The sequence below is a fragment of the Pseudomonas sp. NFACC46-3 genome, from assembly GCF_900114515.1.
In the GTDB taxonomy this organism is placed as follows: Bacteria; Pseudomonadota; Gammaproteobacteria; order Pseudomonadales; family Pseudomonadaceae; genus Aquipseudomonas; species Aquipseudomonas fluorescens_Q.
This window is the reverse complement of sequence record NZ_FOTH01000002.1, coordinates 16,764-38,500: the sequence shown is the minus strand read 5'-3', so window position 1 is coordinate 38,500 and position 21,737 is coordinate 16,764. Positions and strand designations below refer to the sequence as shown.

At 63.1% G+C, this 21,737-nt stretch carries 20 protein-coding genes and 1 pseudogene; 12 read left to right on the top strand and 9 right to left on the bottom strand.

Annotated elements, in window-relative coordinates:
• Window positions 1-183: 183 nt before the first annotated feature.
• Window positions 184-1,260, top strand: coding sequence for a 4-hydroxyphenylpyruvate dioxygenase (gene hppD / locus BM300_RS03810; protein WP_003202983.1), 1,077 nt, complete (start codon window positions 184-186; stop codon window positions 1,258-1,260).
• An 85-nt stretch (window positions 1,261-1,345) separates the two neighbouring features.
• Here the strand turns inward: hppD and rarD are convergent, their stop codons facing one another.
• Window positions 1,346-2,230 (bottom strand): EamA family transporter RarD, encoded by an 885-nt coding sequence (gene rarD / locus BM300_RS03805; protein ID WP_092462053.1) that lies wholly within the window; start codon window positions 2,228-2,230, stop codon window positions 1,346-1,348.
• Between the two features lie 175 nt (window positions 2,231-2,405).
• Complete coding sequence (locus tag BM300_RS03800; RefSeq protein ID WP_092222786.1) at window positions 2,406-3,419, bottom strand: aldo/keto reductase; 1,014 nt, start codon at window positions 3,417-3,419, stop codon at window positions 2,406-2,408.
• 285 nt (window positions 3,420-3,704) lie between these two features.
• Here BM300_RS03800 and BM300_RS03795 point away from each other — a divergent pair, with 285 nt between their 5' ends.
• From BM300_RS03795 to BM300_RS03775, 6 genes and pseudogenes are all read left to right on the top strand, one after another.
• Window positions 3,705-4,841 (top strand): glycerate kinase, encoded by a 1,137-nt coding sequence (locus BM300_RS03795; protein ID WP_092222788.1) that lies wholly within the window; start codon window positions 3,705-3,707, stop codon window positions 4,839-4,841.
• A gap of 289 nt (window positions 4,842-5,130) precedes the next feature.
• Window positions 5,131-5,901: pseudogene (locus BM300_RS31630) on the top strand (MCP four helix bundle domain-containing protein); the annotation flags it as partial.
• The gene (locus BM300_RS31625) at window positions 5,893-6,756 is read left to right on the top strand and encodes a methyl-accepting chemotaxis protein (protein ID WP_371914650.1); all 864 of its coding nucleotides are present in this window, start codon (window positions 5,893-5,895) and stop codon (window positions 6,754-6,756) included. The pseudogene BM300_RS31630 and the gene BM300_RS31625, both read left to right, overlap by 9 nt.
• A 41-nt stretch (window positions 6,757-6,797) precedes the next feature.
• Entirely contained in the window at window positions 6,798-7,982 is a 1,185-nt protein-coding gene (locus BM300_RS03785) for a pyridoxal phosphate-dependent aminotransferase (RefSeq protein WP_092222790.1), read from the top strand.
• Between the two features lie 218 nt (window positions 7,983-8,200).
• Window positions 8,201-8,902: a response regulator gene (locus tag BM300_RS03780; protein ID WP_063320633.1), complete on the top strand. Its 702-nt coding sequence runs from the start codon at window positions 8,201-8,203 to the stop codon at window positions 8,900-8,902.
• Window positions 8,903-8,906: 4 nt separating this feature from the next.
• Window positions 8,907-10,208, top strand: a complete 1,302-nt coding sequence (locus BM300_RS03775) for an ATP-binding protein (RefSeq protein ID WP_092222792.1) — start codon at window positions 8,907-8,909, stop codon at window positions 10,206-10,208.
• Window positions 10,209-10,276: 68 nt separating this feature from the next.
• On the opposite strand, the gene BM300_RS03770 is transcribed toward BM300_RS03775, so the two are convergent.
• Both BM300_RS03770 and pncA read right to left on the bottom strand, forming a co-directional pair.
• Window positions 10,277-10,918, bottom strand: coding sequence for a DUF1345 domain-containing protein (locus tag BM300_RS03770; protein ID WP_092222795.1), 642 nt, complete (start codon window positions 10,916-10,918; stop codon window positions 10,277-10,279).
• Between the two features lie 41 nt (window positions 10,919-10,959).
• Window positions 10,960-11,613 carry a bifunctional nicotinamidase/pyrazinamidase gene (gene pncA, locus BM300_RS03765; RefSeq protein WP_063320636.1) on the bottom strand — a complete coding sequence of 218 codons (654 nt, stop codon included), beginning with the start codon at window positions 11,611-11,613 and terminating at the stop codon, window positions 10,960-10,962.
• Between the two features lie 295 nt (window positions 11,614-11,908).
• Here pncA and BM300_RS03760 point away from each other — a divergent pair, with 295 nt between their 5' ends.
• A complete protein-coding gene (locus BM300_RS03760; RefSeq protein WP_063320637.1) occupies window positions 11,909-13,987 on the top strand; it encodes a putative bifunctional diguanylate cyclase/phosphodiesterase in 2,079 nt (692 codons plus the stop codon).
• Window positions 13,988-13,993: 6 nt separating this feature from the next.
• Here BM300_RS03760 and BM300_RS03755 read toward each other — a convergent pair whose 3' ends face one another.
• Window positions 13,994-15,097 carry a DNA alkylation repair protein gene (locus BM300_RS03755; RefSeq protein ID WP_092144687.1) on the bottom strand — a complete coding sequence of 368 codons (1,104 nt, stop codon included), beginning with the start codon at window positions 15,095-15,097 and terminating at the stop codon, window positions 13,994-13,996.
• Between the two features lie 251 nt (window positions 15,098-15,348).
• Between BM300_RS03755 and BM300_RS03750 the strand changes: the two genes are divergently transcribed.
• Window positions 15,349-15,657 carry an RcnB family protein gene (locus tag BM300_RS03750; protein ID WP_057451645.1) on the top strand — a complete coding sequence of 103 codons (309 nt, stop codon included), beginning with the start codon at window positions 15,349-15,351 and terminating at the stop codon, window positions 15,655-15,657.
• Here the strand turns inward: BM300_RS03750 and BM300_RS03745 are convergent.
• Both BM300_RS03745 and BM300_RS03740 read right to left on the bottom strand, forming a co-directional pair.
• The gene (locus BM300_RS03745) at window positions 15,654-15,977 is read right to left on the bottom strand and encodes a protealysin inhibitor emfourin (RefSeq protein WP_063320640.1); all 324 of its coding nucleotides are present in this window, start codon (window positions 15,975-15,977) and stop codon (window positions 15,654-15,656) included. The two genes, BM300_RS03750 and BM300_RS03745, sit on opposite strands and share 4 nt — an antisense overlap.
• A complete protein-coding gene (locus BM300_RS03740) occupies window positions 15,977-17,038 on the bottom strand; it encodes a M4 family metallopeptidase (RefSeq protein ID WP_063320641.1) in 1,062 nt (353 codons plus the stop codon). Before BM300_RS03740 ends, BM300_RS03745 begins: the two co-directional genes overlap by 1 nt.
• A gap of 288 nt (window positions 17,039-17,326) precedes the next feature.
• On the opposite strand from BM300_RS03740, the gene BM300_RS03735 reads away from it, so the two are divergent.
• On the top strand, window positions 17,327-17,668 hold the full coding sequence (locus BM300_RS03735; protein WP_003202944.1) for an FKBP-type peptidyl-prolyl cis-trans isomerase: 342 nt from the start codon (window positions 17,327-17,329) through the stop codon (window positions 17,666-17,668).
• A 13-nt stretch (window positions 17,669-17,681) separates the two neighbouring features.
• On the opposite strand, the gene BM300_RS03730 is transcribed toward BM300_RS03735, so the two are convergent.
• Window positions 17,682-18,818: a cytochrome P450 gene (locus tag BM300_RS03730; RefSeq protein ID WP_092462048.1), complete on the bottom strand. Its 1,137-nt coding sequence runs from the start codon at window positions 18,816-18,818 to the stop codon at window positions 17,682-17,684.
• Between the two features lie 82 nt (window positions 18,819-18,900).
• Between BM300_RS03730 and BM300_RS03725 the strand changes: the two genes are divergently transcribed.
• Window positions 18,901-19,656 (top strand): ArsR/SmtB family transcription factor, encoded by a 756-nt coding sequence (locus BM300_RS03725; protein ID WP_092346303.1) that lies wholly within the window; start codon window positions 18,901-18,903, stop codon window positions 19,654-19,656.
• 76 nt (window positions 19,657-19,732) lie between these two features.
• Here the strand turns inward: BM300_RS03725 and BM300_RS03720 are convergent, their stop codons facing one another.
• Window positions 19,733-20,527 carry an AraC family transcriptional regulator gene (locus BM300_RS03720; RefSeq protein WP_092346305.1) on the bottom strand — a complete coding sequence of 265 codons (795 nt, stop codon included), beginning with the start codon at window positions 20,525-20,527 and terminating at the stop codon, window positions 19,733-19,735.
• Window positions 20,528-20,637: 110 nt separating this feature from the next.
• Here BM300_RS03720 and BM300_RS03715 point away from each other — a divergent pair, with 110 nt between their 5' ends.
• The gene (locus BM300_RS03715; RefSeq protein WP_092144698.1) at window positions 20,638-21,567 is read left to right on the top strand and encodes a DMT family transporter; all 930 of its coding nucleotides are present in this window, start codon (window positions 20,638-20,640) and stop codon (window positions 21,565-21,567) included.
• Window positions 21,568-21,737: the final 170 nt, after the last annotated feature.

The window sequence follows — 21,737 nt, the reverse complement described above, 5'->3', positions numbered from 1 at the left end:
TGGCAGCAGAAGCCTCGCCCGCAAGAGCCTTGGGTCGACAATGAAGATACTTGGGTTTCAACTGATCTATGGCGATTTCCTCGCCCGCAGCGTTCGTGGCATTTCCTGCGCGCCGCCCCGTGTCCTCAGCATCGCCAGCAACTAACGTTTTTTGTTAATTGACCCGACTGATGAGGCGCCGACATGGCAGATCTATACGAAAACCCCATGGGCCTGATGGGCTTCGAATTTATCGAATTCGCATCCCCGACCCCCAATACCCTGGAGCCGATCTTCGAGATCATGGGCTTCACCAAAGTGGCCACCCACCGCTCCAAGGACGTGCACCTGTATCGCCAGGGCGCGATCAACCTGATCCTCAACAACGAACCCCACAGCGTGGCGTCATACTTTGCCGCCGAGCATGGTCCGTCGGTGTGCGGCATGGCGTTCCGGGTCAAGGATTCGCAAAAGGCCTACAAACGTGCCCTGGAACTCGGCGCCCAGCCGATCCACATCGAGACCGGCCCGATGGAGCTGAACCTGCCGGCGATCAAAGGCATCGGCGGTGCGCCGCTGTACCTGATCGACCGTTTTGGCGAAGGCAGCTCGATCTATGACATCGACTTTGTGTTCATCGAGGGCGTTGACCGCAACCCGGTGGGCGCGGGCCTGAAAATCATCGACCACCTGACCCATAACGTGTATCGCGGGCGCATGGCCTACTGGGCCGGTTTCTACGAGAAGCTGTTCAACTTCCGCGAGATCCGTTACTTCGACATCAAGGGCGAATACACCGGCCTGACCTCCAAGGCCATGACCGCCCCGGATGGCATGATCCGTATCCCGTTGAACGAAGAATCGTCCAAGGGCGCCGGACAGATCGAAGAGTTCCTGATGCAGTTCAATGGCGAAGGTATCCAGCACGTGGCTTTCCTCACCGATGACCTGGTCAAGACCTGGGATCACCTGAAAAGCATCGGCATGCGCTTCATGACCGCGCCGCCGGACACTTACTACGAAATGCTCGAAGGCCGCCTGCCGAACCACGGCGAACCGGTGGATGAACTGCAATCGCGGGGCATTCTGCTGGACGGTGCTTCCGAGCAGGGCGACAAGCGCCTGTTGTTGCAGATCTTCTCGGAAACCCTGATGGGGCCGGTGTTCTTCGAGTTCATCCAGCGCAAGGGCGATGATGGTTTCGGCGAAGGCAACTTCAAGGCGCTGTTCGAATCCATCGAGCGCGACCAGGTGCGCCGTGGGGTGCTGGCGACCGAGTAACACCTGAGTGCAAAAAAGCCCGCCTGGCAGTGATGCCAGGCGGGCTTTTTATTGACGCGACGCAGACCCAGGGTGGGAGCGGGCTTCAGCCCCTGCGCTGCTGCCGCACCAAGTGCTTGAACCCTTCGAACACCAGCACCGCCACCGCCATCCAGATCGGGATATAGGTCAGCCATTCACCGGCCTTGATGCTTTCACCCAACAGCAGCGCAACGCCCAGCAGCAACACCGGCTCAACATAACTCAACAGCCCGAACAGGCTGAACGGCAGCAATCGACTGGCGACGATGTAGGACACCAGCGCGCTGGCGCTGATCACCCCGAGCACCGGGATCAGAAGCGACAGCCATGGGTATTGATCGAAAACGTCGAGGCCCTGTTCACCGCTTTGCACGAACCACAGTGCAACGGGGAGCATCAGGGTCATGTCCAGCCAGAGTCCACCCAGGTTGTCGGTCTTGATGCGTTTGCGCAGGATGAAATAGATCGGGTAGCCAATCACCACCAGCAAGGTTGCCCAGGAAAAACCACCCACCTGGTACAACTCGTTGAACACGCCCAGGGTGGCGAAGAACACGGCGACTTTCTGCAGGTAGGAAAGGCGTTCGCCATAGACGATGCGTCCGGTCAGGACCATCGACAGCGGCAACAGGAAGTACCCCAGCGACACGTCCAGGCTGTAGCCATTGAGCGGCGCCCACATGAACAGCCACAGTTGCGCGCCCATCAGTGCCGACGAGGCTATTGCTGCGATCAACAGCCGTGGCTTGGCGATCAGGCGTTGGATCAGCGCCGTGACCAGTTTCCATTCCCGCGTCACCAGCATGAACGCGGTCATGCACGGCATCGTCAGCAGCATGCGCCAGCCGAAGATTTCCACGCCAGTCAGCGGTGAGAGCAACGAGGTGTAGTAGTACATGACGGCGAACAGCGCGGAGGCCGAGACCGATAGAGCGATGCCTTTGGACACTTTTATTCTCTTGAGGGGAGCAACTAGCACTCTTTGTGGCGAGGGGATTTATCCCCGCTGGGGGCGAAGCCCCCCGTTCGTGAAACCTGAGATTTCGTGGTGCCAGGCCCAGGGGGCTGCTTCGCAGCCCAGCGGGGATAAATCCCCTCGCCACAGAGGGTGCACTTCAACGATCTTATGACGTACGCGGTACTCGCCCCGGCACGAAATGGCTCACATCGTTGAACCCCGGCGTCGACGCATGCCCCGGCGTCACCAGCGAATCGATGAACGCTTCATCTTCCGCGCTGATCTTCACCGATTGCGCCTTGGTGTACGAATCCCACTGCTCCTCGGTGCGCGGCCCGACGATGGCCGAGGTCACGGCGTTGTTGTTCAGCACCCAGGCGATGGCGAACTCGACGATGCCCACGCCGCGGCCTTGGGTGTATTGCAGGATCTGCTGGGCAATGCGCAGGGACTCGACCCGCCACTCGGTTTCCAGGATGCGTTTGTCTTGGCGGCCCGCACGGCTGTTGGCGTCCGGCGCCACGTCCGGCGCGTACTTGCCGCTGAGCACGCCTCGGGCCAGGGGGCTGAACGGCACCACGCCGAGGCCGTAGTTCTGCGCCGCAGTGATCTGTTCGGTTTCGGCCTGGCGGTTGACGATGTTGTACAGCGGTTGGCTGATCACCGGCCGGTCGATGCCCAGGCTGTCGGCGATCCGGATCACTTCGGCGATGCGCCAGCCACGGTAGTTCGACAGGCCCCAGTAGCGAATCTTGCCTTGGCGAATCAAGTCGCCGATGGCCGACACGGTGACGTGCAGCGGCGTGTTGTGGTCTTCGCGGTGCAGGTAATAGATGTCCAGGTAATCGGTGCCCAGGCGCGTCAGGCTGGCCTCAATGCCATTGAACAGGTGCTTGCGGCTCAGGCCGCTGCGGTTGGGCATGCCGTCCGGCGGGCCGAAGCCGACCTTGGTGGCCAGCACCCATTCCTGGCGATGACGGGCGATCGCCTCGCCGACGATTTCCTCGGAGCGACCATTGGTGTAGACGTCCGCGGTGTCGATGAAATTGATGCCCTGGTCCCAGGCCTTGTCGATGATCCGCAGCGAATCCTCGGTGCTGGTCTGTTCGCCGAACATCATCGTGCCCAGGGTCAGCGTCGAGACTTGCAACCCGGAATGGCCTAGCGTGCGGTAGCTCATGACAAGATCCTTTCATCCATGGGGAAAGGCCCAATCAAACCCCAGAACCACCGCACGGATCAAACAGAATTCTCAAACACCCTCCAAATCAGCTGTGGGAGCTGCGGAACTACCTCTGTGGGAGCGAGCCTGCTCGCGATGAGGCCGGCAGCTTCAACCTGAATCTTCCTGGAAAACCGGTATTTGTGAATTTGAACAATAATGCCCGCTGCCTTTTGTGCAGCGGACCGGCATCATGGCGGCGGTCAACTGGCAGCATGCTGTGCATCGGAACCGGAGAATAATATGAAAATAGTCATCGCCCCCGACTCGTTCAAGGACAGCCTCAGTGCCCAGGGCGTCGCCGATGCCATCGCCCAGGGGCTGGCCGAGGTCTGGCCGGATGCGCAGTTGATCAAATGTCCGATGGCGGACGGCGGGGAGGGCACGGTGGAGTCGGTGTTGGCGGCCTGTCATGGTGAGTGGCGCCACACCCGGGTCCGCGGTCCGTTGGGTGTCGCTGTCGAGGCGCGCTGGGGCTGGTTGGCCGAGAGCCGCACCGCGATCATCGAAATGGCCGAAGCCAGTGGCTTGCAACTGGTGCCGCCGGGGCAACGCGACGCCTGCTCCAGCAGCACCTACGGCACCGGCGAGCTGATTCGCGCGGCCCTCGATGAGGGCGCTGGCCGGGTCATCCTGGCGATCGGCGGCAGTGCCACCAACGACGCCGGGGCGGGTGCGATGCAGGCCCTGGGCGTGGTGTTGCTGGATGACCAGGGCCAACCCCTTCCTCCCGGTGGCCTGGCCTTGGTGAACCTGTCGCACATCGACCTGAGTGAACTCGACCCACGCCTGGCCCGGGTCAGCTTCGAGATCGCTGCCGATGTCGATAACCCGCTGTGCGGCCCCCATGGCGCGTCCGTGGTTTTCGGTCCGCAGAAGGGCGCCTCGGCGTCTCAAGTGCAGGCACTGGACCGGGCCCTGGGGCATTTCGCCGAACGCTGCGCGCGGGCGCTGAACAAGGATGTGCGCGACGAGCCGGGCAGCGGCGCCGCCGGTGGCCTGGGGTTCGCGGCCAAGGCGTTCCTGGGTGCGCAGTTTCGTACCGGCGTGGACGTTGTCGCCCAGTTGACCGGGCTGGCCGAGGCGGTCAACGGCGCCGATCTGGTGATGACCGGCGAAGGCCGTTTCGACGCCCAGACCCTGCGCGGCAAGACCCCCTTCGGCGTGGCCCGCATCGCCCGCCAGCACGGTGTACCGGTGGTGGTCATTGCCGGCACGCTGGGGGAGGGTTACCAGGCGCTGTATGAACACGGCATCGACGCCGCCTTCGCCCTGGCCAGCGGACCGATGACCTTGCAGCAAGCCTGCACCGACGCCCCGCGCCTGCTGAGCGAGCGTGCCCGGGACATTGCACGGCTTTGGCGGGTGGCGCATCGATAAAGTGGTCGAACACTGTACCCGTGGCGAGGGAGCTTGCTCCCGTTGGGCCGCGAAGCGGCGCCGAAACCATCCACCGCAATGTGCAAGGTTGACCACGTTCGATTTGGGCTGCTGCGCAACCCAGCGGGAGCAAGCTCCCTCGCCACAAAAAAGCATTGGGAAATATTTTTTTACACACCCTGCACAAATCCTAAAGCCCAGCCGATAACGGATTAAGCGTATATCCCCATAACTCCAATCAGTGCGCTTGCCAGCATGGACGCTCGACCCAACATTTCGAGGTCTTTCCATGTCCCTACGCAGCCTGAATATCGCGCCACGAGCCTTTCTCGGCTTCGCCGTCATCGCGTTGCTCGTCGTTATCCTCGGCGTATTCGCCGCCAACCGCATGTCTGTCATTCGCCAGGCCTCGCTGGAGATGGAACAGACCCAGGTGCCCAGCGTCGGTTATCTGGCCAATGTGCTGGAGAACGTGCTGCGCATGCGCATCCTCTCGTTCCGCATTCTGGTCAACCGGGATCCGGCCAGCCTGACCGAGGCCGAGAGCCGCATCGGCGTGCTGGTGGAAAAACTGAACAAGGCCAATAGCAGCTACGCCGCGCTGCCGAGCACGCCGCAGGAGGCCGAACTGTACAAGGTCTTTTCCGCGACCCTGGAAAAATACCTGCAAGCCCAGAAGGAAATGCTCGACCTGTCGCGGCAGAACAAGGCCGATGAGCTGCGCACCCACATCAATACGCGAATCAAGGAAGGCACCGACCTGATGGGCGAGCAGCTCAACAAGCTCATCGCGATCAACGTGGCCGGAGTCGGCGAAGCCTCGGCCAAGGCCGGTGAGCACTACGACAGCGCGATCACCGGCATCATTATTGTCTCGATCTCCGCCGCCCTGGCCACCGTGGTGCTGGCCTTGCTGCTGACCCGCAGCATCGTCGCGCCGCTCAACCGGGCATTGGAGGCTGCGCGGACCATTGCCAGTGGCAACCTGGTCCAGGTCATCGCGGACGATGGCAAGGATGAGCCTGGGCGCTTGCTCCAGGCCTTGGCCGCCATGCAAGTCAGCCTGCGCCAGACCATCGAGCAGATTGCCGGTTCGGCCACTCAACTGGGCGCTGCGGCGCAAGAGCTGAGCGCCGTGACCCAGGAATCCTCCCGCGGCCTGCAACAGCAGCACAACGAAATCGAACAGGCGGCCACGGCGGTCAACGAAATGACCGCCGCGGTCGAAGAGGTAGCCCGTAACGCGGTGTCCACCTCCGAGGCGTCGAACCAATCGACCCAGGCCGCCCAGGAAGGCCGCACACGTGTGGTCGAAACCGTCGACGCGATCCAGACCATGACCCACGACGTGCAGGCCACCGCCTCGATGATCGAAGGCCTGGCGGTCCAGGGCCACGACATCGGCAAGGTGCTGGACGTGATCCGCGCCATTGCCGAACAGACCAACCTGCTGGCCCTCAACGCCGCCATCGAAGCCGCTCGCGCCGGGGAGGCTGGACGCGGTTTTGCGGTGGTGGCCGACGAAGTCCGGGCCCTGGCCCATCGCACTGCGCAATCGACCCAGGAAATCGAAAAAATGGTCGCCGGTATCCAGAACGGCACCGGCCAGGCCGTGCAGTCGATGCAACAAAGCAACCAGCGTACCCAAAGCACTCTGGAAATGGCCCGCGCCGCCGGCGTGGCCCTGGAGCAGATCACTCAGTCGATCCACCAGATCAACGAGCGCAATCTGGTCATCGCCAGTGCATCGGAGGAACAGGCCCAGGTTTCCCGTGAAGTGGACCGCAACCTGGTGAACATTCGCGACCTGGCCACCCAGTCGGCCAGCGGCGCCAAACAGACCAGCGATGCGAGCCACGAACTGTCGCGCCTGGCGGTGGGGTTGAATGCGATGGTGGCGCGGTTTGTGATTTGAGATAGGGTTGAGGCTGGATATCGCGCAATCAGGAGAGATACATGCGCTTTTCAGTCTTGACCCAACGCATCACCGGCGATGGTGCCGCCGCCTGGCAGATTCACGACCGGGCGCTGGCCATGCGCGAACAGGGCATGGATGTGTTGTTGCTGTCAGTGGGCGATCCGGACTTCGACACCCCGCGCGCCATTGTCGATGCTGCCGTGGGCAGCCTGCGGGCCGGTGAGACCCATTATTCGGACATCCGCGGCTTGCACACCTTGCGCACCAGTATTGCCCGGCGTCATCGCCTGCGTTGCGGCCAGCCTGCGGGGGCCGAACAGGTTGTCGTACTGCCGGGGGCGCAGTGCGCGGTGTATGCGGTCGCGCAATGCCTGCTCAACCCTGGCGACGAAGTCATCGTCGCCGAGCCGATGTATGTCACCTATGAAGCGGTGTTCGGTGCCTGCGGGGCGACAGTGGTGCCGGTGGCGGTCCGCCCGGAGAACGGTTTTCGGGTCGAACCTGCGGACGTTGCCCCCCTTGTGACCCCGCGTACCCGGGCGATGCTGCTCAACAGCCCGAACAACCCGTCCGGCGCCAGCCTGCCGATGCCCACCTGGCAGGCATTGGCCCGGTTGTGCATCGAACATGACCTGTGGCTGATCAGTGACGAGGTCTACAGCGACTTGCTCTATGACGGCGAGCACATCAGCCCCGCCAGCCTGCCGGGCATGGCCGAGCGCACCGCGACGATCAACAGCCTGTCCAAATCCCACGCCATGACCGGCTGGCGCATCGGCTGGGTCATCGGCCCTGAATCCCTCGCCGACCATTTGGCAAACCTGTCCTTGTGTATGTTGTTTGGCCTGCCGGATTTCGTGCAACGCGCAGCCCAGGTTGCCCTGGAGCAGGCGTTGCCGGAAGTGGCGCAGATGCACGACGAGTATCGCCAGCGCCGGGACCTGGTGTGCGCCATGCTCGACGACTGCCCAGGCCTCAAGCCGGTGCGGCCCGATGGCGGCATGTTCGTGATGGTCGATGTGCGCCGGACCGGTCTCGACGCCCAGGCATTTGCCGAACGGTTGTTGGACGACTATGGCGTGTCGGTGCTGGCCGGCGAGGCGTTCGGGCCCAGTGCGGCAGGGCATATCCGCCTCGGGCTGGTGGTCGATCAGGTGAAGCTGGCGGATGCGTGCCAGCGGATCACCTCGTGTGCGGCGGATCTGCTGCGGGCCCAGCGGTAACGTTTTGTAGTGGCTGTGTGAAATTGTGTAAGGGTTTTGCTCGTGGATGAGCGGGGGCGTATATCCTTGGCAGCTTGAAATCTTCTGCGCCTGGCAGGCCCTCATCGCGAGCAGGCTCGCTCCCACATTGAGTCTTTAGTGCAACTCAGGCCCCTGTGGGAGCGAGCCTGCTCGCGATAGCGTCATTTCCGGCGCCACAGCACTTTCTGGAAACACCCATGCCCAACATCCTCCTGGTCGAAGACGACTGCGCACTCTCCGAACTGATCGCCAGTTACCTGGAGCGCAACGGCTATCAGGTCAGCGTGCTCAGCCGTGGCGATCATGTGCGTGAGCGGGCACGCGTCGATCCGCCGGACCTAGTGATTCTCGACCTGATGCTGCCGGGGCTGGACGGTTTGCAAGTCTGCCGCCTGCTGCGGGCCGACTCGGCGACCTTGCCGATCTTGATGCTCACTGCCCGGGACGACAGCCACGACCAGGTCCTGGGCCTGGAGATGGGCGCCGATGACTACGTCACCAAGCCTTGCGAGCCCCGGGTGCTGCTGGCGCGAGTGCGTACCTTGTTGCGCCGCAGCAGCCTGACCGAGCCGCAGACGGTCAACGACCGCATCCTCATGGGCAACCTCTGCATCGACCTGTCCGAACGCACCGTAACCTGGCGCGGACAAGCGGTGGAGCTGTCCAGCGGCGAATACAACCTGCTGGTGGTGCTGGCCCGGCATTCCGGCGAAGTACTGAGCCGAGACCAGATCCTGCAGCGCCTGCGCGGCATCGAGTTCAACGGCACCGACCGTTCGGTGGACGTGGCGATTTCCAAGTTGCGGCGCAAGTTCGACGACAACGCCGACGAAGCCCGCAAGATCAAGACCGTGTGGGGCAAGGGTTATCTGTTCAGTCGTTCCGAGTGGGAATGTTGAGCCGATGTGGAAGCTGCTGATTCGCCTTTACCTGGTCACCATCGTGTCCTACAGCGCGGCGATCTACCTGATGCCCGAACTGGTGATCCGCCTGTTCCAAGACCGTTTCATGACCTACAACCTCGATTATTCCCGTGGCCTGCAAACCTTGATGGTCAAGCAGTTCCGCGCCGTGCCCAGCGAGCAGTGGCCGGCGCTGGCGGCGCAGATGGACAAGGAGTTCGAGCCGCTGCGCATCGAGCTGGCGGCGATCGATGACGGCGGCTTCAGTGCCGATGAGCAGGCGCGTCTCAAGCGCGGCGAGAACGTGGTGCGCATCGGTGACTGGGCCTGGCGCACCTTGGCGGCAGCACCGCTGGACGGGCGCACAGCGGTGAAAATGGTCGTGCCGCCGGACCCGGCCGACGTCAGCTGGTTGTACTGGAGCATCAACGTGTTGATCGGCGCGACCATGCTGGCCTGCCTGTTGCTCTGGTTGCGGCCTCACTGGCGCGACCTGGAACGTCTCAGGCGCACCGCCGAACGCTTCGGCAAAGGTCATCTGGGTGAGCGTACGCACATTGCCTCCAGTTCGAACATCGGCAGCCTGGCCCATGTGTTCGACACAATGGCGGGTGACATCGAGAACCTGCTCAACCAACAGCGGGACCTGCTCAACGCCGTGTCCCACGAACTGCGCACGCCACTGACACGGCTCGACTTCGGCCTGGCCCTGGCGCTGTCCGATGACCTGCCGCCGGCCAGTCGCGAGCGCCTGCAAGGGTTGGTCGCGCACATTCGTGAGCTGGATGAACTGGTGCTGGAACTGCTGTCCTACAGCCGTCTGCAGAACCCGCAACGCCTGCCCGAACGGGTCGAGGTGGCATTGGACGAGTTCATCGACAGCATCCTGGGCAGCGTCGACGAGGACCTGGCGGCACCGGATGTGGTGATCGACGTGCTGCTGCACGGCGCGCTGGAGCGTTTCGTACTGGACCCACGCCTGACCGCACGGGCCTTGCAGAACCTGCTGCGCAATGCCATGCGTTATTGCGAAAAGCGCATCCAGGTGGGCGTGCTGGTCAGTGATCAAGGCTGTGAGATCTGGGTCGACGACGATGGCATTGGCATTCCCGACAGCGAACGCGAGCGCGTGTTCGAGCCGTTCTACCGTTTGGATCGCAGCCGCGACCGCGCCACCGGCGGTTTCGGCCTTGGCCTGGCCATCAGCCGCCGAGCCCTGGAAGCCCAGGGCGGCACGCTGACCGTCGAAGCCTCGCCGCTGGGCGGGGCGCGCTTCAGGCTGTGGCTGCCAACACCCGTTTGAGCCTCGGTCCGATCTCTGTGGCGAGGGAGCTTGCTCCCGCTGGACCGCGAAGCGGTCCCAATGGCCCCTTACCCAAACAACCCCGCCGCAATATTGATCGAAAACCCCAGGATCGCCGTGTTGAACACAAACCCGATCAACGATTGAGCCAGGACGATCTTGCGCAACTGCCGGGTGGCGACCCCCACGTCGGACGTCTGCACCGCGACCCCGATGGTGAAAGAGAAATACAGGAAGTCCCAATAGTTGGGCGTGGTCAGCCCTTCGGCAAACCGTAGCGCCGGCTCCTGGCCTTCCCAGGTGTAATACAACCGCGCGTAGTGCACGCTGAAGATCACCCCGATCAGCAACCACGAACCGATCACGGTCATTGCCGTGAAACCGTAATGCAGCAGTTTGCCGGCGGCGTCCAGGTCGCGGCTGCCGGCCAGTTCGAAGGTGATGGTTGCCAGGCTGGCCAATGCCGCGATGCAGACCACCAGCAGGACCAGCCCGGCATTTTCATCTTCGATTTCGGCGATGCGCCGGACGTCGGGCGCCTTGGCCCGCACGGTCAGCCAGGACATCAGCACCAGGTAGGTCCAGACGCCGACATTCCAGCCGATCAGGATTTTGCTGATGATCGAGTCCACGGGAACCAGGATACCCACCGCCAGGCCAAGGACCGTGGCGCTGGACAGACGCGGGTGGGTACGGGCGAGGAAGGGCATGGAGACTCACTGTCCGCAAAGGAGGCGCCTAGTATGAGCCGTCAAGCGAAGGGGCGGCCATCTATCGCGCTGGAGTCGATCAATTGCACGCCCGCTTCCTGCATCCGTCGGATTGCCGCCTCCATCGAGCCGTCGATATCGATGCCCCGGCAGGCATCCAGTATCACCAGCGCATTGAACCCCGCCAACCGGGCATCCAGCGCCGAGAACATCACGCAGAAATCCAGGGCCAGCCCCACCAGGTACACGGTGTCGATGCCGCGTTCCTTGAGATAGCCGGTCAAGCCGGTAGGGGTCAGGTGATCCGCTTCCATGAAGGCTGAATAGCTGTCGATGTCCGGGTTGCAGCCCTTGCGAATGATCAGCTTGGCATGGGGGAGGTCGAGTGCCGGGTGCAGCGCGGCGCCATTGCTGCCCTGTATGCAGTGGTCGGGCCAGAGCTTCTGCTCGCCGTAGGGCAATTGGACGATGTCGAACGGTTGCTTGCCCGGATGGCTGGACGCAAACGAGGCGTGCCCGGCCGGGTGCCAGTCCTGGGCAAGGACGACGTGCCTGAATGAATGCCCCAACTGGTTGATCAGCGGCACGATCTCATCGCCACCCGGCACGGCCAGTTGGCCGCCGGGGATGAAGTCGTTCTGTACATCGATGACTACCAGCGCAGTGGTCAAAGCCCGGTTGGCGGGAACGCCCATGAATGAATCCTCCTTGGAGTGGTTCTTCGATAGTAGCTGAACGGCTTGGGCCAGGTGCTTAGACTGACGCACCGCCATCGCGAGCAGCCTCGCTCCCACAACGAATCTGCGGTGAACGCAGGATTGATGGTTTACAAAATAGTCCTTCTGCGAGGGGTGGTGTCTTTCGTCGAAAATATTCCAGCGTTGATGGCTTTTTGATATTTGGTTCGTGCGTCCCTGTCACGATTAAGTACAATCGCCGGCCTTCAACCGGGCATGGAAGCAGTCCGGTCTCCAGTTACGAGAAAAAAACATGCTCATCGGCAGTTATTCCCCCGCCCTTGTTTCGATTTCCTTGTTTGTTGCTGTGCTGGCTTCCTATACCGCCCTGGACCTGGCCGGGCGGATCGCGACCGCCCAGGGGCGCGCCGCGCATTTGTGGATGGCCGGGGGCGCGCTGGCGATGGGGGTGGGCATCTGGTCCATGCACTTCATCGGCATGCTCGCGTTCAGCTTGCCGGTGGAGCTTGGCTACGACGTATCCATCACCGCGCTGTCGCTGCTGGTCGCGATTCTTTCCAGCGGTTTTGCCTTATGGCTGGTCAGCCAGCCGCGATTGCCGGCGTGGCAACTGGCGTTCGGCGCGCTGATCATGGGCGCCGGGATCAGCACCATGCACTACACCGGCATGGCCGCACTGCGAATGCAGCCAGGCATCGATTATGACCCGACACTGTTCGGGGCTTCGTTGGTGATTGCTGTCGGCGCTTCGGCGGCGGCGTTGTGGATTGCCTTTCGCCTGCGCCAGAACACACCCCACGTGCGTCTGGCTCGTGCAGGCGCTGCGGTGGTCATGGGGGTCGCCATCGTCGGCATGCACTACACCGGCATGGCCGGGGCGCGGTTCAGCGACGGCAGTTTCTGTGGCTCCCTGGACGGCTTGAGCGGCAAGGGCCTGGACAATCTGGTGTTGATCACCACCCTGGCGGTGCTGGCCATCGCCTTGTTGACGTCGATTCTCGATGCGCGCCTGGAAGCCCGTACTGCGGAGTTGGCCCAATCGCTGACCCTGGCCAACCGGGAACTGACCCAGTTGGCCCTGCACGACCCCCTCACCGGACTGCCCAACCGGGTATTGCTGGCTGATCGTATCGACCAGGCCATGCACCGGGTGCAAGAGCAGGGTGGCTGCTTCGCCCTGATGTTCATCGACCTGGATGGTTTCAAGCCGGTCAACGACGCCTTCGGTCACCACATGGGCGATTTGTTGCTGCGGGACGTGGCCCTGCGCCTGCGTGAGGACCTGCGCAGCCAGGACACCCTGGCGCGGATCGGCGGTGATGAGTTCGTGCTGCTGGTGCAACTGGCTGAACCCGACGACGCCTTGCGATTGGCGGCACGTCAGGTCGGCCTGATCGCACGCACGTTCCGGGTGGCTGAGCATGACTTGCAGATCTCCGCCAGCGTCGGTATCGCCCTTTACCCTGGCAACGGCCAGAGCGCCGACGAACTGTTGATGAACGCCGACGCGGCGATGTACCACGCCAAGGGCGCCGGCAAGAACGGCTACAGCTTTTTCGACGCGTCGATGAACAGCAACGCCCGCAAGCAATTGCAGTTGCTGCAAGACTTGCGTATCGCCGTCGAACAGCGGCAATTCAGCCTGTACTACCAGCCCAAGTTCGATGCCGCCAACGGCCAGCCAGTCGGCGCCGAGGCCTTGTTGCGCTGGAGCCATCCGACCCAGGGCCTGTTGATGCCCGACACCTTCATCGACCTGGCGGAAAAGACCGGGTTGATCATCCCCATCGGCGAATGGGTGTTGAACGAAGCCTGTCGGCAGATGCGTGAATGGTACGTGCTCGGTTATACCGATTGGCGCATTGCGGTGAACCTGTCGGCGTTGCAGTTCTGCCATACCGGTTTGGTGCAGAGCGTGGCCAAGGCCCTGGAAACCCATCAGCTGCCGGCCAACAGCCTGACCTTGGAAATCACCGAAACCACCGCGATGAGCGATGCGGACGCGAGCATGACGGTGCTGCAACAGCTCTCGGACATGGGCGTGGACCTGTCCATCGACGACTTCGGCACCGGCTATTCGAGCCTGATGTACCTCAAGCGCCTGCCGGCCAACGAGCTGAAGATCGATCGCGGCTTTGTGCGTGACCTGGAGCACGACAGCGATGACGCGGCGATCGTCTCGGCCATCGTCGCCCTCGGCCAGGCCCTGGGCCTGCGGATCGTCGCCGAAGGTGTGGAGACCGATGTGCAACAAGACTTCCTGACCCAGTTGGGCTGCGATTCGCTGCAGGGCTATCTGCTGGGGCATCCACTGCCGGCTGAGCGGTTCATCCACGACATTCGCCAGGCACAACGGGTGGCGGTGGGCTGAGCCACTTCAAGGCACGATGTCGAACGCCGTGCTGCCAAGTCGCTCGCCGTTGACCAGCAGGTGCACGGCATGCCGGCCCGCGTAGTGTTTGCGGGTGGTCAACTCGCGAATGTGCTGGGAGCGGCTGAGGTTGACGCAACCCTGGGCGGGCAGGTCGAAGGTCTTGAGCTTGAAGACTTTGGCCGAGGTGCCGCCCGAGGCTTTCACGTAGTCGACGGCATAGTCGATCACCAGGCGTTGGCTCTGCCCGAGGGTTGATTGCACCGTGAAGGACAGCGTGACCTGTTCCCCCAGGCGAATCACCGCAGGCGTCACCTGCAAATCCAGCACTTGGACCTGTGCCTTGCCGCCGACCCCGATGACGCCCAACGCCCTGGGGTTGCCTTGTTTGATCAGGCTGCGCAGCGCGTGCCGGGCGATCCATGCCGTGTGGCGGTCTTGCAGCGGCCAACCTTCGATCTGGTCCAGCACCCAGTCGGGATGCTGCTTGGTGACGTCGTTGAGGTGGTTGGCCACGGATTTGCGCACATAAAGGCTATCGTCGGCCTTGAGCGTGTCGAGGATCGCGGCGGCGAGGTCAGGGTTGGCCTGGATCGGCTCCAGGTGAAACGACCACGGCAAGCGTGGCCGGCTGCCTTCGCTGGCCAGGCGGCGTACGTGCTCGTTGGCGTCCAACGCCCAGTCGTGCATGACCTTGAGGGTGCGTTCCAGGTCATCGCGCAGGAAGTGCCGCACGGCGAACTCCGACGAGCCGAACCGGGTGAAATACTTGAGCGCGTCCAGCGACACGTCGAAGCGATGCCGGCCATAAGACGCCACGTAGTGGGGCAGGAACATGCTGACGAACATGCTGTTCAGGCGCGGGGCCAGGGCGCGCAGCACTTCCAGCGAAGCTTCATAACCGAGGGGCAGTACGGCATGCAGGCACTCACTGACCCGGGCCATGCGCTGCATCACCGACAACTCGGCCAGCCCGTCGTTAGCCATGCGCAAGAATGCCTTGGCGTCGAATGCCGGATACACCGCGCGCATTTCGCTGGCGATGTGTTCCAGGCGGGCGCTGTTGAAGATTTCCTTGAGGGCAGGGGAGGCAGTGGTCGAAGTCGTCATGGCAGGGTCCGTCGTGCAGGGCTTGTCACTATATCCCGTGGCGAGGGAGCTTGCTCCCGCTCGGCTGCGCAGCAGTCGTACCCCCCGTGAATGCCGCATCACTGAATGACCGCGTCGCCTGGATTGGGGCTGCTGCGCAGCCCAGCGGGAGCAAGCTCCCTCGCCACGGGGTACAGTTTCCAGGAATTAAGGAATGATTCGCCGCCCGCGAAGTCCCAGATTCAGTCCCTCGAATAACTGGAGTTTTTTCTATGCGCAAACCATCCCTGATCGCCAGCCTGGTCCTGATCGCCGGCCTTGGAGCCCTTGGGCCTGTTGCGCAAGCGGTCGAGAAAACCGGCGACGCCCTGGAGCATTCGCCGAGCAATGGCCGCAGGCTGGTGGAGAACGACCGGGTACCGGCGGACTACCAGCGCGCGGACAGGGCCATGAAAGACTGGAAACAGAAGAAACTCGAGCAACCGACAAACGAGCAGCAATGGGTGCAGATCGACGACAAGTACCTGCTGATCGAAACCGTATCCGGCGCCATCGTCAAGATCGTGCCGGCCACACGCTAGAGCACTTCGCCCTTGTCCCACAGGTGGACCAGCTCGCCGGGTGCCTGGTCCTCAGGCACCTGCAGCACCATTTCGTCATCCTGGTCGTTGGCGCGATAGCGCACCTCGATCTGGAAAAAACGCTGGTCGCCGCGCCCAGGCGTGGAGGACGTCAGTGGCAGGCAACCCTCCAGGACCGAACAGATGCGCGTGCGCTGGTCGAGGTCGCACTGGGCGAATTCGATTTCCCGTGGCCGGGTCAGCGCATGGATGGCGGCCACGCCACCCTGGCGCGACAGCCGTACCACGGCTTTGTCGTCGAGGTCTGGAAGGGTTTTCATCAGCTCTCCTGTGTCAGGTCGACGCCGACCTGGGCCCAGCCGTTCTGTACCGCTTGCACTTCCCGCGTGCCGAAGCGCTGGCGGGCGTGCTCGACGGTCAGGCGGGCGAAGGCGCTGAAGGACGCGTCATTGGCCAATCTTCGGTCGCACAAGGTTTCATACCAGATCCGGCCGGCCTTTTCCCAGGCAAATCCGCCCAGCGTGGTCGCCACCAGATAAAAGGCCCGGTTGGGAATGCCGGAGTTGATGTGCACGCCGCCGTTGTCTTCACGGGTAATCACGAATTCGCGCATGTGCGCCGGTTGCGGGTCCTTGCCCAGCAACGGGTCATCGTAGGCGCTGCCGGGGTTGGACATGCTGCGCAGGCCGTCGCCGTTGATCTTGTCGGTGAGCAGGTCGGCGCCGATCAGCCAGTCAGCCTGGTCGGCGGTCTGTTCAAGTACGAACTGCTTGACCAGCACACCGAACACATCGGAGATGGATTCGTTCAGGGCGCCGGACTGGTTGGCGTAGATCAACCCGGCTTCGCTTTCGGTGACGCCATGGGCCAGCTCGTGGGCCACCACGTCCAGGGAACGGGTGAAGCGCTGGAAGATTTCACCATCGCCGTCGCCGAACACCATCTGCGCGCCGTTCCAGAAGGCGTTTTCATAGCCCTGGCCATAATGCACGCTGCCCACCAGGGCGAAGCCTTTGTTGTCGATGGAGTCGCGCCCCAGCACGTTCCAGAAAAAATCATAAGTGGCGCCGAGGGCGTCGTAGGCTTCGTCCACGGCCGGGTCGCCACTGGCCCGCTGGCCTTCCAGGCGGACCGGCTGGCCGGGCAGTTCCATGCTGTTCTGGGCGTCATGCACGCTGCGTTGCGGCTGTCCGGCCTTGCCGGGCTTGGGCAGCTTCGCGGCGGCGGGAAGGTTGCCGGGCGGGCCGGGGTTGTGCCGTAGGCTGCGCACGTGGGTCAAGGTGCCGAGAGCGCTGGAGCGTTGCTGTTCGGAGCCGTGGGCGATGATGCGATTGAGGATGTATGGCGGAATGAAACCGTGGAGCGGACGAGAGTCGAACATCAGAAAATCCTTATCTGAAATGCAGGGTCGATACCCATGTGAACCGAAGAGGCCGCTGCGGTTCCCTAGGGGGCGGGTTTGTGTGATCGACCCATGTGGCGAGGGAGCTTGCTCCCGCTGGGCTGCGAAGCAGCCCCAAAACCTTGCCCCTGAATGTGTCAGGCAGACCGCATGCAACCTGTCGGGTCGCGGCGCAACCCAGCGGGAGCAAGCTCCCTCGCCACAAAAGATTGCCAGATGCCTGGAATTCTGCGAAAACCCGGCGCTTGAATGACACGGACAGATCCCATGAATGAAGAACTGCAAATCATCGACCTGGAACAGGGCGATGGCAAAAGCGTAGTCAAAGGTGCGCTGATCACCACCCAATACCGCGGCACCCTCGAAGATGGCACCGAATTCGATTCGTCCTACAGTCGCGGCAAGCCGTTCCAATGCGTGATCGGCACCGGTCGCGTCATCAAGGGCTGGGATCTGGGCCTGATGGGCATGCAAGTCGGTGGCAAGCGCAAGTTGTGGGTGCCGGCGCACCTGGCCTACGGTGAGCGGTCCATGGGTGCCCACATCAAGCCCAACGCCAATCTGATCTTTGAAATCGAGTTGCTGGAAGTCCTGACCCGCGACGACTGATGGGCTGCGCGGGTCATGGCCTGTCGGTACGTGATCGTTCGCTGAACAGCGGGATGCGGCCGTTGACGGAGGGGCGATAGCGCCAGGCCAGCTGATCCAGTGGCGGTTGCTGCTCGATAATCGCCGCCAGTGTGGCGCGGGCGATGTCCATCGCCAGGGTTTGGCCTGGGCATTCATGGCGCCCGCTGCCGAAGCTGAAACTGCGGCGGTTCGGGCGGTCGAGCAGCAGGGTGTCTGGTCGGGGGTTGAGTTGCGGGTCGCGGTTGGCTGAGGCCAGCAGCACCAAGACCACCTCCCCAGGGTTCAGCGCAGTGCCGAGGATTTCGCAGGGCGCGGCGACGAAGCGGCGAGTGTTTTGCACCGGCGGGTCGAAACGTTGGACTTCGGCCAGCAATGAGTCGACCTGTGTGGGGGCGTCCCGCAGCGTCCGGCGCAACGCTGGATCGCCGATCAGTGCCAGCAACGCGTTGCCAATCAGGCCCGCGGTGGCTTCATAGGTTTGCGAGAACAGCCCGATCAGGTTGGCGATTTTACTGTCCGGATCAGCGCCTTCGAAGCCTTGGTCAATGCCCCGCAACACAGCGTTGTCCTGCGCCTCTATCCGCGCCTGGAATAAACTGGCCAGTTGCTCGCTGGCCTGGTGCGCCGCGTCCAGCTGCTGTGCTTGGCTCAACGGCGACAGGCCGGCGACGAAGTCTGCGGTCAATTCGCTGACCCGGTGACAGTCCGTCGGGCTGAAGCCCAGCAACGCCGCGACCACGCTGGCCGGCCCGATGAACTGGGCCTGGTGCAGGCCTTCGGCGCCCCCTTGGAGAACGCGGGCCCTGACCAGTGCCTCGACCTGCCGGGGGGCGATGTCCTGCAACCGCGGCGCAATCGCTGCCCTCGGGCAACGTTGCTGTTCTCCTTCGTTCATGCGCATCAGATGCCCGAACACCCGCCCGGCCGGCCCCTCGGCGATGGCCTTTGGCACCGGCTCGTGGGCCGGACGCACATGGCAATCGGGATGGTGCAGCACCGCGCACACGGCCTCGGCGCTGCTGGCGACCCACTGATTCAGTTCGGGGTCGAAGGCCAGCCCGCCGGCAGCGCGCAGGGCGGCATAAAAAGGATAGGGGTCGGAATGTGTCGCGGCGGTGATCGGGTCCATGAAGCGCGGCCTTGTTCGTGATGGAGAAAGTGTTGCTACTATCTCCAGTCGATGCATGGCTTGATTCGTCGGGGAGCGAAATATGAACGCAGAGCACCATGACCTGGGCGTGTCCCAAGTGGCGGCGGCCATTGCCGAACCGGCGCGCACCCGGATGCTGTGCGCGTTGATGGATGGCCATGCCCGCACCAGCACCGAATTGGCGAGCATTGCCGAGGTCAGCGCCTCGACCGCCAGCGCCCATCTGGCGAAACTCAAGCAAATGGCCTTGGTGCGCTTGCATGTCCAGGGCCGTCATCGTTATTACAGCCTGGCCGACCCGCGCGTCGCCCAGGCACTGGAGGCACTGATGGTGATCGGTCAAAGCGCCGCACCGACTTTCACCCCGCGCACACCGGATCGCCTGCAATTTGCCCGCACCTGTTACGACCACATGGCCGGCACTCTGGCGGTGCGCCTGCATGACCGGATGATTGAGGCTGGATGGCTGATAGAGGTGGAAGGCGATGGCTATCGGCTGAGTGATTCCGGCGAGGCGGTGCTCGCGGGCTTGGGCATCGATGTCCTGCACCTTGCCACGCAACGCCGTCGATTCGCCTGCCCCTGCCTGGATTGGAGCATGCGCCGCCCCCACCTGGGCGGTGCCTTGGGCGCGGCGTTGCTGCAAGTGGCGATCAAGCGCAAATGGGTGATCCAGGACCTGGACAGCCGGGCGCTGGGAGTGACGGCCAGTGGTCGCCGGGAGATGGCGGGGCGGTTTGGGGTCAGTGCCGAAATCGATGTCAAGCCCGCCTCCGTCATCGCGAGCAAGCTCGCTCCCACAGTGGGCCTGCGCTGAACACAAGACCCATGGACACCCAAGATCCCCGGTGGCAGCGAGCTTGCTCGCGATAGCCGTTTCAGCACCACCCACATCATCCAGCCATATGCCGGCGCCGATACTCCTCCGGCGTGGTGCCCATCATTTTGCGGAACATGCTGATGAACGCCGAGGCGCTGCTGTAGCCCAGGTCCAGGCCGATGGTTTCCACGCTCTGGCCACGTTCGAGCAGGGCCAGGGCCTCGATGACCTTGAGACGTTGGCGCCATTCCACCAGTGACATGCCCAGGTCCCGCTGGGCCCGGCGCATCAGCGTGCGCTCGGTGGTGTTGGCGGCGCGGGCCAGTTGCGGCAAGGAGCGCGGGTCGCCGGGGTTCGCTTCCAAGGCCCGCAGCACGGGGCCCAGCAGTGGATCGTCCGAGGAGGGCAGGTAGCTGCCGACATGGGGGGCCTGCGCCAGCTTGTCCACCAACACCTGCAGCAAGCGCTGCTGCTCGGGCGTCTGCGGTTGGCTCGGTGGATCGCTGCGCAGCTCTTCCAGCAGGGCACGGATCAGCGGGCTCAAGGTCAGCGCGCAGGGTACGGCCGGCAACGCGTCGCACAGTTCGGCGGCCAGGTACAACGAACAATGGCAGGCCTCATGCCGATTGAAGCCAACGTGTTCCATGTCCGGTGGCAACCAGATGCCGTACTGCGGTGGCGCCAGGTAATGGTGTTGGGCGATCTCGATTTCCATCACGCCACTGTAGGAGTAGACGAACTCACCCCAGGCATGTCGGTGCCGGGGGTAAGTGGCATGGGCCGGCATGCAGGCGCTGCGAAAGAAAATCGGCGAGGGCAGGACCGCTTCGAATGGAGGAATCTTCAGATGTTGGGCTGGAGGCTGCATATCGACCGCAATGGCGGATTACCGGGATGGCTTGTCGGGTAATCACTATATCCAGCAAAGGTGTCAGGTAGACAATCCTTTCCATCTCTTTCTGTCCAAGGACCGTTCCCATGACCACCCGCCGCGCTCTGGATGGCCAGGTTTGCGCCCTGATGACCGGCCTCTGTGCCATTTGGGGTTTCCAGCAAGTCGCGATCAAGGCCGGCGCCGCCGACATGGCGCCGATGCTGCAGTTGGGCGTGCGCTCGGCCATCGCTGCGGTACTGGTCTGGTTGTTGGTGCTGGTGCGCGGTGAACGCCTGTCCCTGGCCGATGGCAGTTGGCGTCCGGGCATGCTGGTGGGATTGTTGTTTGCCCTGGAGTTCGTGATGGTGGGCGAAGGCCTGCGGCATACGACGGCTTCGCACATGGTGATTTTCCTCTACACCGCACCGATGTTCGCCGCCCTCGGCTTGCACTGGAAACTGCCTAGCGAACGCCTCAAGCCGGCGCAATGGCTGGGCATCGCCGTTGCCTTCGGCGGGATCGTGGTGGCTTTCAGCGGGGGCTCGGGCGCGGCGAACGGCAGTTCGTTGCTCGGTGACGGCATGGGCTTGCTGGCCGGTGCGCTGTGGGGCGCAACCACGGTGACGGTACGCTGTTCGCGGTTGACGAATCTGCCGGCCAGCCAGACGCTGCTTTACCAACTGGTTGGCGCCGGGATGCTGCTGATCGGAATGTCGGTAGCCCTGGGGCAAACGACGATCAACCCCACGCCACAACTCATTGCCAGCATGGCGTTCCAGGTGTTGCTGGTATCCTTCGCCAGCTTCCTGATCTGGTTCTCCCTGCTGCGCCACTACCTCGCTTCGCAACTGGGTGTGCTGTCGTTCATGACGCCGCTGTTTGGCATCGGTTTTGGCGTCTGGTTGCTGGATGAGCCGCTGGAGCCGAACTTTATCGTGGGCGCGGTTCTGGTGCTGGGCGGGATCTTGCTGGTCAGCGGTTATGGATGGTTTCGCCAGCGTTGGGGGCGATGGCCGGTTTTGCGTCGAGAGTAGTGGGGGCAGATCCATGTGGCGAGGGAGCTTGCTCCCGCTGGGCTGCGCAGCAGCCCCAAACCAGGCAACCCGGCCATTCAGACAGATCGCGTTTACCGGGTTGCGACTGCTGCGCAGCCGAGCGGGAGCAAGCTCCCTCGCCACAAAAGCTCCCGAGTGCTACAGGTGGG

Excerpts from the sequence above, each read along its gene's own strand:
- hppD (WP_003202983.1), top strand. The coding sequence starts at position 184 with ATGGCAGATCTATACGAAAACCCCATGGGCCTGATGGGCTTCGAATTT.
- BM300_RS03800 (WP_092222786.1), bottom strand. The coding sequence starts at position 3,419 with ATGAGCTACCGCACGCTAGGCCATTCCGGGTTGCAAGTCTCGACGCTG.
- BM300_RS03795 (WP_092222788.1), top strand. The coding sequence starts at position 3,705 with ATGAAAATAGTCATCGCCCCCGACTCGTTCAAGGACAGCCTCAGTGCC.
- BM300_RS31625 (WP_371914650.1), top strand. The coding sequence starts at position 5,893 with ATGCAAGTCAGCCTGCGCCAGACCATCGAGCAGATTGCCGGTTCGGCC.
- BM300_RS03785 (WP_092222790.1), top strand. The coding sequence starts at position 6,798 with ATGCGCTTTTCAGTCTTGACCCAACGCATCACCGGCGATGGTGCCGCC.
- BM300_RS03780 (WP_063320633.1), top strand. The coding sequence starts at position 8,201 with ATGCCCAACATCCTCCTGGTCGAAGACGACTGCGCACTCTCCGAACTG.
- BM300_RS03775 (WP_092222792.1), top strand. The coding sequence starts at position 8,907 with ATGTGGAAGCTGCTGATTCGCCTTTACCTGGTCACCATCGTGTCCTAC.
- BM300_RS03770 (WP_092222795.1), bottom strand. The coding sequence starts at position 10,918 with ATGCCCTTCCTCGCCCGTACCCACCCGCGTCTGTCCAGCGCCACGGTC.
- pncA (WP_063320636.1), bottom strand. The coding sequence starts at position 11,613 with ATGGGCGTTCCCGCCAACCGGGCTTTGACCACTGCGCTGGTAGTCATC.
- BM300_RS03760 (WP_063320637.1), top strand. The coding sequence starts at position 11,909 with ATGCTCATCGGCAGTTATTCCCCCGCCCTTGTTTCGATTTCCTTGTTT.
- BM300_RS03755 (WP_092144687.1), bottom strand. The coding sequence starts at position 15,097 with ATGACGACTTCGACCACTGCCTCCCCTGCCCTCAAGGAAATCTTCAAC.
- BM300_RS03750 (WP_057451645.1), top strand. The coding sequence starts at position 15,349 with ATGCGCAAACCATCCCTGATCGCCAGCCTGGTCCTGATCGCCGGCCTT.
- BM300_RS03745 (WP_063320640.1), bottom strand. The coding sequence starts at position 15,977 with ATGAAAACCCTTCCAGACCTCGACGACAAAGCCGTGGTACGGCTGTCG.
- BM300_RS03740 (WP_063320641.1), bottom strand. The coding sequence starts at position 17,038 with ATGTTCGACTCTCGTCCGCTCCACGGTTTCATTCCGCCATACATCCTC.
- BM300_RS03735 (WP_003202944.1), top strand. The coding sequence starts at position 17,327 with ATGAATGAAGAACTGCAAATCATCGACCTGGAACAGGGCGATGGCAAA.
- BM300_RS03730 (WP_092462048.1), bottom strand. The coding sequence starts at position 18,818 with ATGGACCCGATCACCGCCGCGACACATTCCGACCCCTATCCTTTTTAT.
- BM300_RS03725 (WP_092346303.1), top strand. The coding sequence starts at position 18,901 with ATGAACGCAGAGCACCATGACCTGGGCGTGTCCCAAGTGGCGGCGGCC.
- BM300_RS03720 (WP_092346305.1), bottom strand. The coding sequence starts at position 20,527 with ATGCAGCCTCCAGCCCAACATCTGAAGATTCCTCCATTCGAAGCGGTC.
- BM300_RS03715 (WP_092144698.1), top strand. The coding sequence starts at position 20,638 with ATGACCACCCGCCGCGCTCTGGATGGCCAGGTTTGCGCCCTGATGACC.